Source organism: bacterium (assembly GCA_026708055.1).
In the GTDB taxonomy this organism is placed as follows: Bacteria; Actinomycetota; Acidimicrobiia; order Acidimicrobiales; family CATQHL01; genus VXNF01.
Map to the genome: position 1 here is coordinate 153465 of JAPOVS010000026.1, position 12036 is coordinate 165500.

Sequence of the window (12036 nt, forward strand, 5' to 3'; positions counted from 1 at the left end):
GACGACATGGGGCGGATCGCACGGCATGACGAGGTGGGGCGGGGGGCATGGCCTCAGCGGCTCTCGCCGCGGCCGGTGGCGATCCAGGTGGCGACGTGCTCGCCGGCGTCGATGATCTCCGATTGGCCCAGCATGTGAAACGCCGAGCAGATGTGGTTGGGCAGGATCTGCACGCGCTGCCCGATCGTCAGCTCGCCGGGCGGACCGTCGCCCGTCCAGCGCAGCCAGCCGTGCTCCTCGGAGAGCTGGTACAGCTCCCAGCCCGGCAGGTCCACGACAAGGCCGTAGCCGCCGGGCGCGCCCGGCACGTGGATGCCGAGGCGGTCGTGGCTGACCGACTTGGAGCCGGCGTCCAGGATGGCCCGGTCCGGCTCGACGTGGCTGACCACCGTGGCCACCACCCGCGCCGCGCAGCGGTCGAAGCCCACCACGCCGCGCAGCACCTGCCCGTAGTCGTTGAAGGCGTAGATTCCGGGACGGACCTGCGTGATCCCGTCCACCGCGGTGGTGTGGCGGGCGGTAGCGCTGGAGCCCACCGACACCACGTCGATGTCGAGTCCCCTGGCCCGCACCTCGTCGGCGGCGGCGACCATCAACTCCCCGGCGTCGACCGAGGCGTTGTGCAGGCCGTCGGTGCCGGGCTTGGAATAGGCGTGGCCCTCATGGGTGATCAGCCCCCGCAGGCGCAGCCCCGGGAGGGGCGCGATGGCGGCCCCGAAGTCGGCGGCCTCGCCGGCCGGCACGCCGCAGCGGTGATAGCCCGTGTCGGTGATCACCAGCACCTCCGCGGTCATGCCTTCGGCGGCCATGCCCGCCCCGAGCGCCTCGGCAGCGCCGAAGGAGTCCACCGACAGCAGGATGTTGGCCCTGTGCATGAGCCGCCGGGCGCGGGCGATCTTGGCGTCCCCCACGATCGGGTACGCCATGACGAAGCTGTCCAGACCTGCGTCGGCAAGGGCCTCCGCCTCGCCCAGCTTGGCGATGCAGAGCATCTCCGCCCCGGCCGCCATCTGCAGGCGGGCAATCTCGGGCGTGCGATGCGTCTTGGCGTGAGGCGCCAGGCCGATGCCTCTGCCGGCCGCATAAGCCGCCATGTCGGCGATGTTGTGCTCCATGCGGGCGCGGTCCACCACCAGGGAGGGCGTCTCGATGCTGGCGGGGATGTCCAGGAGGCCGCCGGCGGGGATCGTCCGATCAGCCATCGTCTGCTCCTATCACGAACGTCGCCTCGGTGACGATCGGGAGATCGAAGGGGAGGCTCGCCACGCCCACGACCGAGCGGGCGGGCCGGGCGTCGGGCCCGAACGCCGCCTCCAGCACCTCGCTCGCCCCGTCCAGGACCCGGGCGTGATCTTCGAAGCCTGCCGCGGCGTTGACGTACCCGGTCATCCGCAGCACGCCGCTGATCGCCGACAGGTCGCCGAGCGCACCGGCCGCCGACGCAAGCAGGCTGAGGGCGGTGGCGGCGGCGGCCGCGCGCCCCTCGCTGAGAGTGAGCGCGTCCCCCACGACGCCGCGGTGCGTGAACCCGCCGTCGGGACCGAGGGGTCCGTGGGCGCTCAGATGCAGAAGATCCCCGTGACGGCGGGCAGGCACGTACATGCCCTTCGGTTGGGGCGGGGGCGGCAGTTCCCAGCCGGCTGCCCGCAGCCGCTCGACGGGCGTGCTCATGCCGCCGTCCGCAGTTGGCTGCGCAGCACCCGGCCCGGCCGGGCACCGGTGTGGACGTCGTCGTCCTTCACCAGCTCGCCGTTCACCAGCACCCAGGGCATGCCCTCGGGATGTTGCCGGGGATTCTGGAAGGTGGCGGTGTCGCGTACCGCGTCGGGGTCGAACACCACGATGTCGGCCCAGTAACCCGGCCGCAGCAGTCCCCGGTCGAATTGCCGCAACCGCAGGTTCGGCAGCGCCGCCAGCTTGCGGACGATCTCCGGCCAGCCGAACATGCCCTCGTCGCGGGCGTAGTGGGCCAGGTAGCGGGCGAAGGTGCCCCAGGCCCGGGGGTGCGGGCGGGCGCCGGTCATGATGCCGTCGCTGCCGCCCATGTGGAACGGCAACTGCATGATGGTGCGCACGTTGTCCTCGTGGCCGACGTGGGTGAGGATGTTGACGTTCAGCCGCTCGTCGAGCATGAGGCGACGGACCGCCTCCCAGGGCGACACCGCCAGCTCGGCGGCGATCTCGGACACGCGCCGGCCGATCCAGCGCCTTCCTTCCTCGCTGCCCACCGAGGAGACCTCGATGGCTGACCAGTCCATCAGCGCACCGTGGAAGCCGTCGGTGCCGACGTCCTCGAGTTCGTGGCGGATCCGCTCGGCCGCGCCGGGATCGGCCAGGTGCGCCAGCACACCCTCGGGACCCTCGGTCCACGCCCAGTTCGGCAGGAATGCGGCCATGTAGGTGGAGCCGGGCACGTAGCAGTAGCTGTCGGCGCTGATCTCCAGCCGGCGTGGGTCGATGGCGGCCAAGCGATCGACCAGCTCGCCGGCGCGGCCCCCGTTGCCGGGGAAGCTGACCTGGCAGTGCGTGAGGTGCAGCGGCGCGCCCGAGCGCAGGCACACGTCGACCATCTCGTCGTAGGCCTCCATCACGCCGCGCCCGTAGCTGCGGGTGTGGGGCGAGAAGTAACCGCCGAAGGGCACGATCTCCGAACACAGCTCCACCAGCTCGTCGGTCCCGGCGTACATGGCCGGCGTGTAAGTGAGGCCGGTGGACAGGCCCAGTGCCCCCTCGGCCATGCCCTGGCGGACCAGGGAGCGCATCTCGGCCAGTTCAGCCCCGGTCGCAGGCCGGTCGTCGGTGCCCACGGTCATCATGCGCAGGTTCCCGTGGGGCACCAGGAACGCCACGTTCAGCGACGGCGGCGACGCCTCGAAGCGCTCCAGGTACTCCGCCACGGTGCGCCAGCCGTAGTCCAGACCGGGCGGATCCCCCACCCAGCCGGCGGTCTGGGTGCGCACCGCCGCCAGGGTGAAGTCGTCGAAGGGCGCGTAGGCCAGCCCGTCCTGGCCGATCACCTCGCCGGTCACGCCCTGCATCACCTTGGCCTCGGCGTCCGGTTCGGCCAGCAACGCCAGATCGGAGTGGGAATGCATGTCCACGAAACCCGGCGCCACCAGGTGGCCCGACACGTCGATGACCCGCCGGGCCGATCCGGCCGGGCCGAGCGAGGCGATGCGCCCGTCGCTGACGGCGACGTCGGCGCGCAGCGGCGGCCCGCCCGTGCCGTCCACCACGTGGCCGCCAGACAGCACCAGGTCATGCATCGGCCGGGTTCACCTCCGCCTTTCCTGCCGCACGGCGGACCGACGACTCGCCGCCCGCGGTTGCCGGAGGACTCAACTCCGCAGGTTCTGGGAGTCGGCGCCAAAGATGTGGCTGCGAGCGGGGTCGAACGCCAGCCGAACGTTCGACCCGGTGTTCACCTGGGTGTCGGGGGGCATCCGCACCTGCACCGCATGTCCGGCCACCATCACGCTCACGAACAGGTCCGAACCGACCGGTTCCAGGAAACGGACCACGCCGGGGAGACCTTCGGCGTCGGGCGAGGCGAGCGTGAGATGTTCGGGACGGACCCCCAGTTGGGCGTCGCCGGCGGCTTCGGTCAGCACATCGGGCGCGATCCCCGACACTGCCGGATCCACCGCGAGTTCGTAGCCCTCCACCCGGAAGTACGTCTGCCCGTTGTCCCGCTCGAGCGCACCGCTGATGAGGTTCATGGGCGGGGCGCCCAGGAAGGTGGCCACGAACGTGTTGGCGGGTACGTCGTACACGCCGGTGGGGTCGCCCATCTGCTGAATGCGGCCGTCCTTCATCACGGCGATCCGCTGGCCCATCGTCATCGCCTCCACCTGATCGTGGGTGACGTAGATGGTGGTGATGCCGAGCCGTTCGTGCAGGCCCATCAACTCCAGGCGCGTCTGCAGGCGCAGCTGGGCGTCGAGGTTGGAGAGCGGCTCGTCCATCAGGAATACCAGCGGTTGCCGCACGATGGCCCGGGCGAGGGCCACCCGCTGGCGCTGACCACCGGAGAGCTGCTCCGGCAGGCGCTTCAGCAGCGCCTCGATCTCCAGCATCTCCGCTGCCCGCTGGACCGCCTCGGCAACCTCGTCGCGGGCCATGCGGGCCGTCTCCAGCGGGAACGCCACGTTCTTGTACACCGTCATGTGCGGGTACAGGGCGTAGTTCTGGAACACCATCGCCACATTGCGCTTGGTGGGGTCCTTGAAATTGATGAGTTCGCCGTCGACCAGGATCTCGCCGCGGGTGGCGTCCTCGAGGCCCGCGATCAGGCGCAGGATGGTGCTCTTACCGCACCCCGACGGGCCGAGCAGCACCAGGAACTCGCCGTCGGGGATGCGCAGGGTCACGTCCTCGACCGCCTCCACGCTGCCGAAGTGCTTGGTCAACTGGCGCAGGATCACCTCAGCCATGGCGCCTCCGATTTCGTCTCTGCGTCATTGCTTCTCCGGGTCATTGCTTCAGGGCACCGGCCATCGACGCCTGCACGAACCACTTCTGGAAGAACAGGAAGACGATGGTCACCGGCACGATCGTCAGGAGCGACGCCGCCGCCAGGATGCCCCAGTCGGTCACGAATTGCCCCTTCAGGGAGGCGATGCCCACCGTCAGGACCCGGAACTCGTTGTCGGTTGCCGCCACGAGCGGCCACAGGTAGCTGGCCCACGTGAGCATGAACACGAAGATGCCCAGCACCACGAGGGCCGGTTTGATGAGCGGCAGCACGATCCTGGTGAAGATGCGCCACTCGCCGGCGCCGTCGAGGCGTGCCGCCTCGTAGAGACCGTCGGGGAGGGTCTCGATGAACTGGCGCATCATGAACACCCCCAGGGGGGACACGGCGCTCGGCAGGATCAGGCCCAGGTAGGTGTCGATGTCGATCCAGTTGCCGATGATGGGCCAATCCCCGATGGTGTTCACCGTCAGGTAGGTGGGCGCCAGCACCGCCGCCACCGGCACCATGAGCGTCGCCAGGACCACGAAGAACAGCACGTTGCGCCCCGGGAAGCGCAGGCGGGCGAAGGCGTAGCCGGCCATGGAGTTGGTGACGAGCGTGAGGAGGGTGGTGCTGCCGGCGAAGATCAGCGTGTTGATCGCCCAGCGCACGTAGCTGGTGCTGGAGAACAGGAAGCGGTAGTTCTCGAGCGTGGGCTCGCTGGGAATCCACTCCGGCGGGTAGGTGAACAGCGAGACGCTGTCGCGGAACGCCGGCGAGATGAGGTAGAAGGCCGGACCGATGGCGATCACCACGAAGAGCGAGAGCACCACGTAGGCCAGGATCTTCCGGGTCCGGTCACTGGCGCGCTTGGCGCGGCCCGCCTCGGCGAGTCGCTCCGCCATGGCGTCGGCGTCGCTGATCTCGTCCGTCGCAGGGACCTCCTCGAGGGCCGGGGGATCGGGGGTCACGTCGCCGGCCACGTCATGCCTCGCGCTGTCGTCGCTTGCCCAGCAGCCAGAACGACAGCGCGGTCAGGATCAGCACCACGACCAGCAGCCCGATGCTGGAGGCGTACGCCAGGCCGGTGTCCTGGAACTTGAACAATCGCTTGTGGATGAACCACACCACCGTGGCGGTGCCGAGTCTCGGGCCGCCGTCGGTGAGCACTTGCACCGAGTCGAAGAGCTGGAAGTTGAAGATGACGGCGATCACCAGGGCGAACAGCAGCAGCGGGCGCAGTGTCGGCACGGTTATGCGCCGGAACCGGCGCCACTTGCCCGCACCGTCGATGCGGGCGGCGGCCTGCAGCTCCTCGGGCACGCTCTGCAGGCCCGCCAGGTAGAACAGCACCCAGAAGCCCAGGCCGCGCCAGACCTCCACCGCCACGATGGTCAGCAGCGCGTGGGGGTTGTCCCCCAGGAATCTGATGCCCTCGCCCCCGAGGACCGACCGCTTCAGCAGGTTCAGGATCCCGAAGTCGAAGTTGACCATGAAGAACCACATGATCGCCCCGAGGATCGGCGGCGCCAGCAGCGGGAAGTACAGCGCGACCTTGTAGAAGTTGCTGCCCTTCTTGTAGTTGTTCAGCAGCGAGGCCAGGAAGATGGCCAGAGTGAACACCACCGCGATGGCGATGAGCACGTAGATGCTGGTGTTCTTGACCGCGGTACGGAGTTCGGAGTCGCTGACGGTGCGGGTCCAGTTCTCGAAGCCCACGAAGACCCGCGGGTCACCCCTGATCAAGCCACCCTGATTGAAGCTGAGGAAGATGCCCCAGACGGCCGGGATGGCCAGGAAGACGCCCCAGACGATGAGGTACGGCGACAGGAAGCCTGCGGCGCGCCTGACGGTGCGGAAGCGGTAACGGCGGGCACGCCAGCGGTACTCGGAGTCGCTGAGACTGGGCGCCGCCCACTCGTCGGGCACCACCTCCGGCACCGGTGCATCGACCGCGGTCATGAAGTCCTCGCGGTGGTGTGTAACCCGGGAGGTCGCACCTTCACGTGCCTGCCTCGATGTCGAGATGTGCGAACAGATCGGTGTGCCCCGGGGGCCGGCAGCCCCTCACCGGTAGCTGCCGGCCCCCGGACCATCAGTGTCAGCGGCCGGCCCCGTGGCTCTCACCGTCGGGGCCGGCCGCGGCGTTGGTTACCCGCGCTCGAGGATCTCCGCGGCGCGTTGCTGCGCTCCGGACAGGGCGTCGTCGACCGACACCTCGCAGGAGGCCGCCGCCTCGAGTGCCTGGCCGTACTCGTCCAGGATCTGGGCGATGTTCGGGTGCGTGACCAGGCCGTCCCAGGAGGCCAGGACCCACTCGAGGTTCCTCTGCAGCTTCTCGTTGCCGAGGAACGTCGTGATGTCGTCCCGCGGCGAGATCCAGCCGTAGACCTCGTTGTAGGCGGTCATGAACTCGGCCGAGCTCAGGAACTTGGCCAGCTCCCAGGCGGCGTCGGGGTTGGAGCTTCCCGCGGCGACCGACCAGTGGCCCGTCGTGGAGAACATCGTCTGGGTGCCGTCGGGCGCCCCCACCGGGGGTGCGATGTCCCAGTTGAAGGGCAGGCCCTCGTCCTCGAAGGCGGTGACACGCAGTGGCTCGTCCAGCAGCATGGCCAGCTGGCCGCCCTTGAACAGCGAGATGCCCTCCTCACGGTTGTACTGGCCGATCGGCGGCTGCACCCCGTGGGTGCAGATGAGATCGGCGCCGAACTGCGTCGCCTGCCGCACCGCGTCGGAGTCGAGGGTCGCCGACGTGTAGTCGTCGGAGACGATGTCGCCGCCGAAGTTGTGGACGTTCTGCAGGTTGAAGTACCAGTTGAAGTCCACGGTCGTCATCGGCACATGGAAGCCGATGGCGTCGGTGTTCGCCTCCACGGCCTGGGCCGCGGCGATGAGCTCGTCGGTGGTGCTCGGGACCTCGCTGACGCCGGCCTGCTCGAGCAGGTCCAGGTTCACGAACATCACGGTGCTGCCGATGATGATCGGGACGCCGTACAGCTTGCCCTGGTAGAGGCTGGCATCGATGGCGCTGTCGATGAAGTGGGCGCGCTCGGAGGCGTACTCCGGGGCGCTCATCAGCGGCAGCACGTCCATGAAGGCGCCGCGATCACCGAACAGCGTGAGGTGCGTGCTCACCTGGTAGGTCACGTCGAACGGGTCGTCGCCGGCGAAGCTGGCGGTGTACGTCGACTCGACGTCCTGCCACGGAACCACCGTGTGCTCGACGGTGATGCCGGTCCGCTCCTCGAAGGGCGCGAACCACGTCTCGAACAGTGCGATCTCGTCCGGGCCGTGCGGCGCCTTGCCGAACTTCAGCGTGACGCCTTCGAAGGGACGCGCGGTCGCCTCGAGCGCCGCCTCTGCCTCGGCCTGCGCAGCCTCCGCCTCGGCCTGCGCAGCCGCAGCCTCGGCCTGCGCAGCCTCCGCCTCGGCCTGCGCAGCCTCCGCGTCGGCGCGAGCCGCGTCGGCCTCGGCCTGCGCAGCGGCTGCCTCCTCGCGTGCCGCCGACGCTTCGGCCGCGGCCGCATCGGCCGCAGCCTGCGCTGCAGCCAGTGCCGCCTCTGCCTCGGCGGCGGCCGCCTCATTGCCCTCGGCCGTGGCCTGGGCAAGATCGGCCGCTGCCTGAGCCGCGTCCGCAGCGGCAAGCGCTGCCGCGGCATCTGCCGCCGCTGCCGCCGCGTCCGCAGCGGCTGACTGCGCCTCGGCACCAGCAGCAGCCGCGTCCGCGGACGCAGCCGAGGCCTCCGCAGACGCTGCTCCGGCGTCTGCGATCGCCACACCGGCGTCAGTTGCCGCCCCCTGGGCCGCACTCATCGCCGCGTCGGCCGACGCTTCGATGTCGCTCGTGTCAGCCGCGCAGGAGGCCGCTATGAGCCCCAGCACCGCCAACAGCACCAGCCCAAGAGCCGATCCCCGTCTCCTAAACAGTTTCATCCGTCTTTCCCCTCTCGGTGTGACGATGTCGTTCCCGCCAGTGGCCCTCCCCGCAGAACCGGCGAACCCCGACCGAGCGGGGGACGAACCCCCGCCGGGCCGGAACCCCCGGCGCTGTAGCATCGTTCGACGATCTCCACAGGAAGACCCACAGGCGAATGCCGACTATAGATCAATACCCGCGGGCGCATCCAAGGCGGATCCGAGTGCCCCCCAGGCCGGGGCTCCGCCCGTCGTGACCACGCCGGAACACCAGCCGAAAGTACTGCTCACCGGCGCGGCAGGGCACCTTGGGCGGCGGATCGCGACCCATCTGGCGTCGAGCGCCTGCCGTCTGGCTCTTTGCGATGTCGACGCGGCGCGGCTGGCGGTTCTGGCCGCCGAACTCACCGGTGGAGCAACGGCGGAGGACGGACGGGTGGTGTCGATTCCGGTCGACGTGACCAACGAAACCGACGCACGGGCCGCCGTCGGTAATGCGCAGGAGTCGCTGCGCGGCCTCGACGTGCTGGTCAACGCCCACGGGATCGAGGGCCCCACGGCCCCGGTGGAGGCGCTCGACCCCGACGAGGTGCGCCGGACGTTCGATGTGAACGTGATGAGCCTGTTCTGGCTCTGCGGTGCGGCTGCTGAGATCTTCAAGACCGCCGGCGGGGGTCGCATCGTGAACTTGGCCTCGGGCGCCGGGCTGGCCGGCGGTGCCTTCACCGGCGTCTACCACGCCTCCAAGCACGCCGTCGTGGGGCTGACGCGCTCGCTTGCCCGGGAGCTGGCGCCGGCTGGCATCCTCGTGAACGCTGTCTGCCCCGGCTTCGTGGAGTCGCCGATGGTCGACCGCATCGTCTCGTCCCTCGGTGATCTGGACCTGCCCACGGACTACCGGAGCGTCGTACCGCTGGGCCGCTACGCCGACCCCGACGAGGTAGCCGAGACGGTCCGCTACCTGGCCTGCGAGGCCCCCGAGTACATGACCGGCGCCTGCCTCGTGCTTGACGGGGGCCTCCGCGCCTGAGACGCCGGGCTCAGCCGGCTCTCACTCGAGGAGGCTGAGCAGATCCTGCCTGCGGATCTTTCCGGTGGCGGTGCGCGGGAAGTCCTCGACGAAGACCACCTGGCGGGGTCGGCTGCGGCGGTCGAGTCGCTTCGCCACGAGATCGGCCACGCCGCCGGGCCGGAGCGCGCTGCCGGCGGCGGCTCTGACAGCCGCCACGGGCACCTCTCCCCACTCGGGGTCGGGCACACCGAACACGGCCACCTCCTCCACGTCGGGATGCGCCGCGATGGCCCGCTCGACCTGTGCCGCGTGGACATTGACCCCGCCCGAGATGATGATCTCCTTCGAGCGGCCGACGATCGTGATGTAGCCGTCACCGTCGACGGTCGCCAGATCTCCGGTCAGCAGCCAGCCGTCGCTGAACGCCGCTTCGGTGGCGGCTCGGTCACCCCAGTAGCCGGACATGGTTTTGGGAGTGCGGACGGTGATCTCACCGATCTCGCCGGGCGTCGTCGCGCTGCCGCCGGAGCGCCGCACGACCACTTCGGCGCCGGCGATGGCACGGCCGATCGAACCCAGCCGGGGATCGTCGGGCCCCGCCAGAGCAGCGTGGTCGGTGGCGGTGAGCGCGGTCACGACCCCCAGCGTCTCGCTCAGGCCGTATCCGTGGTAGAGGCCGCAACCCAGTGCCTGCCGCATCCGCCAGACCTGCTCCCGGGCGCTCGGCGCGGTCCCGTAGACGAGCAGGCGCAGCGAGACGAGTCGCTGGGGCGAGAATGCCTCGTGGTCCAGGATCCGCTGGATCTGCGTAGGCACGATGATGGCGCTCGTCACCCGGTTGGACTCCACGGCTTCGATCCAGGCGCCCGCTTCGAACTGCGGCATGACCACGTGGGTGTGCGCCCCGTCGAGCATCGTGAACACCCGCGCCGCCGCCGACGTGTGGTGCAGCGGGGTCGACGTGAGGTACACCTCGTGCGCGCCGAACTCCTGCGACCTGGCGTTCATCGCCGCGTTGGCGGTCACCGCCGCATGGCTCAGGCACACACCCTTGGGCTCGCCGGTGGTACCGCTCGTGTAGACGATCAGGACGACATCCGAGGACTCGGGCAGGGATGGCAGCCCGGCGGCAGCTGTCGCCAGGGCGGCGCCGTGGCGCCCGCTGCCGTCCACGACAACGTCGAGGCCGGCCGCGCGCAGCGCCCCGGCGCCGGCGGCGTCGGCGAACGCCAGGGCGGGGCGCGCGTCGGACACCAGCCGGGCGACCTCCGCGTCCGCCAGTTCCGGCGCCAGCGGCACGCACGCCGCGCCGATTCGGGCTGCAGCCAAGTAGACGTCGATGTGCAGCCTGCTGTTGGCGGCGCGGAGGGCGACCCGATCGCCGCGGCCTACACCCGCCGCCGCGAGCCACGACGCAAGCCGGTCGACCCGGTCGGCCAGTTCGGCATAGGTGACCGTCTCGCCGGCGGCGAGGACGGCATGCCGGCGGGGGGCGGACCGCACCGCGGTCGCGAGCAGGTCCGGGACGAGATCGACGGAGCGTCGTGGAACTGCGGCCGCGCCGGGGCCCGGCAGTTCCCCGGCGGTGCTCACAAAGCCTGTACCGGCCAGGGGAGTTCGGCCCGGTCCACGACACAACGCGCCGTGGGCAGCGAGTTCGCCACCTGGCAGATGCCCACGTCGGCGATCATGCCCAGAACCAGCGCGGTGTCGGCACGCGACAACCCCGAGGTGGACTCGCACCACGCCAGCATCTCGGCGAACGCCAGCTTGGATCCGTCGTCGATGCTTCGGGCCGACACCACCGTGACCAGTTGGGTGGCACTCAGGATGCGCGGCCAGCCCATCCCCGGCGGCCGTGGCCCCACCGCCACCGACACCTCCAGCCGGGTCCCCACCTCCGGCGACTGGACCACCTCGCCGTCGCCCATCCGGGCTTTGCTGTCGCCGAAGTAGAGGTAGGCGCCGTCCACCTCGACGGGCAGCACGACGGTCGCACCCTCGCGCACCTCGTTGCAGTCCATGTTCCCGCCGTAGCGGCCCTGCATCTTGGAGAAGACGGTCTCACGATCGGGCGCCGTGGCGATGCAGCCCACCAGCGGGCGGGCCGCGATGCGCAGCTCGCCGACATGCACGTGGCCGTCACGCACCTCGAGGCCGTCGCAGGCGTACCACTCGCCCCACCAGTCCACCGGCGAGTCGGCCCCGCAGGTGCTCCAGGCGACGCTCCCGGGCGTCGTGACCTCCACGCGGTGCAACGTCACCGCCACGGCGTCGCCGCGCTGCGCACCCGCCACCGCGATGGGGCCGGTGACCCCGTCGAGGTTCGACAGCACCCACGCCAGATTCTCCGGCGTGAAGCCGTCGGGATGCCGGAAGCGGCCTGTGAAGCAGTCCTCGGTCTCGACGACGAAGACTTCGCCGGCCTCGACGGTGCCGATGGGGGCGTGGTCGCCGCTGTAGGTGAACTTGAGGTTGTCAGCTTCGAAGGTCTGCACCATGGGACTCCCTAGTCCCTGCGCAGGGCCTTGCAGTTCTCGCGCACCATCCGGAGTTGCTCGGTGATGCCCAGATCGGCGTCCGGACGGCGAGTCGTGGGGTCGCCGCGCAGGCGGGTCCGCAGGTGGATGTCGGCGACTTCAGGGGCACAGAA

The 12036-nt window shown here is 70.2% G+C and carries 10 protein-coding genes; 1 reads left to right on the forward strand and 9 read right to left on the reverse strand.

The window, feature by feature from the left end:
* Window positions 1-53 precede the first annotated feature (53 nt).
* From OXG55_05290 to OXG55_05320, 7 genes are all read right to left on the reverse strand, one after another.
* The gene (locus OXG55_05290) at window positions 54-1202 is read right to left on the reverse strand and encodes an alanine racemase (GenBank protein ID MCY4102670.1); all 1149 of its coding nucleotides are present in this window, start codon (window positions 1200-1202) and stop codon (window positions 54-56) included.
* Window positions 1195-1671, reverse strand: a complete 477-nt coding sequence (locus tag OXG55_05295) for a RidA family protein (GenBank protein ID MCY4102671.1) — start codon at window positions 1669-1671, stop codon at window positions 1195-1197. The genes OXG55_05290 and OXG55_05295 overlap by 8 nt, the downstream gene beginning before the upstream one ends.
* Window positions 1668-3266: a D-aminoacylase gene (locus OXG55_05300; protein MCY4102672.1), complete on the reverse strand. Its 1599-nt coding sequence runs from the start codon at window positions 3264-3266 to the stop codon at window positions 1668-1670. Before OXG55_05300 ends, OXG55_05295 begins: the two co-directional genes overlap by 4 nt.
* A 72-nt stretch (window positions 3267-3338) precedes the next feature.
* Complete coding sequence (locus OXG55_05305; GenBank protein ID MCY4102673.1) at window positions 3339-4433, reverse strand: ABC transporter ATP-binding protein; 1095 nt, start codon at window positions 4431-4433, stop codon at window positions 3339-3341.
* A 40-nt stretch (window positions 4434-4473) separates the two neighbouring features.
* On the reverse strand, window positions 4474-5439 hold the full coding sequence (locus tag OXG55_05310; GenBank protein ID MCY4102674.1) for a carbohydrate ABC transporter permease: 966 nt from the start codon (window positions 5437-5439) through the stop codon (window positions 4474-4476).
* Window position 5440: 1 nt separating this feature from the next.
* Complete coding sequence (locus OXG55_05315) at window positions 5441-6418, reverse strand: sugar ABC transporter permease (protein MCY4102675.1); 978 nt, start codon at window positions 6416-6418, stop codon at window positions 5441-5443.
* Window positions 6419-6607: 189 nt separating this feature from the next.
* On the reverse strand, window positions 6608-8389 hold the full coding sequence (locus OXG55_05320) for a sugar ABC transporter substrate-binding protein (protein MCY4102676.1): 1782 nt from the start codon (window positions 8387-8389) through the stop codon (window positions 6608-6610).
* Window positions 8390-8624: 235 nt separating this feature from the next.
* On the opposite strand from OXG55_05320, the gene OXG55_05325 reads away from it, so the two are divergent.
* Window positions 8625-9401 (forward strand): SDR family NAD(P)-dependent oxidoreductase, encoded by a 777-nt coding sequence (locus OXG55_05325; protein MCY4102677.1) that lies wholly within the window; start codon window positions 8625-8627, stop codon window positions 9399-9401.
* A gap of 21 nt (window positions 9402-9422) precedes the next feature.
* Here OXG55_05325 and OXG55_05330 read toward each other — a convergent pair whose 3' ends face one another.
* Entirely contained in the window at window positions 9423-10976 is a 1554-nt protein-coding gene (locus OXG55_05330; protein MCY4102678.1) for an AMP-binding protein, read from the reverse strand.
* Window positions 10973-11884, reverse strand: a complete 912-nt coding sequence (locus tag OXG55_05335) for an acetamidase/formamidase family protein (protein MCY4102679.1) — start codon at window positions 11882-11884, stop codon at window positions 10973-10975. Before OXG55_05335 ends, OXG55_05330 begins: the two co-directional genes overlap by 4 nt.
* Between the last annotated feature and the right edge of the window lie 152 nt (window positions 11885-12036).

What these genes read in the sequence shown, in the direction of transcription:
- OXG55_05290 (MCY4102670.1), bottom strand. Translation starts at nt 1,202, where the DNA reads ATGGCTGATCGGACGATCCCCGCCGGCGGCCTCCTGGACATCCCCGCC.
- OXG55_05295 (MCY4102671.1), bottom strand. Translation starts at nt 1,671, where the DNA reads ATGAGCACGCCCGTCGAGCGGCTGCGGGCAGCCGGCTGGGAACTGCCG.
- OXG55_05300 (MCY4102672.1), bottom strand. Translation starts at nt 3,266, where the DNA reads ATGCATGACCTGGTGCTGTCTGGCGGCCACGTGGTGGACGGCACGGGC.
- OXG55_05305 (MCY4102673.1), bottom strand. Translation starts at nt 4,433, where the DNA reads ATGGCTGAGGTGATCCTGCGCCAGTTGACCAAGCACTTCGGCAGCGTG.
- OXG55_05315 (MCY4102675.1), bottom strand. Translation starts at nt 6,418, where the DNA reads ATGACCGCGGTCGATGCACCGGTGCCGGAGGTGGTGCCCGACGAGTGG.
- OXG55_05320 (MCY4102676.1), bottom strand. Translation starts at nt 8,389, where the DNA reads ATGAAACTGTTTAGGAGACGGGGATCGGCTCTTGGGCTGGTGCTGTTG.
- OXG55_05335 (MCY4102679.1), bottom strand. Translation starts at nt 11,884, where the DNA reads ATGGTGCAGACCTTCGAAGCTGACAACCTCAAGTTCACCTACAGCGGC.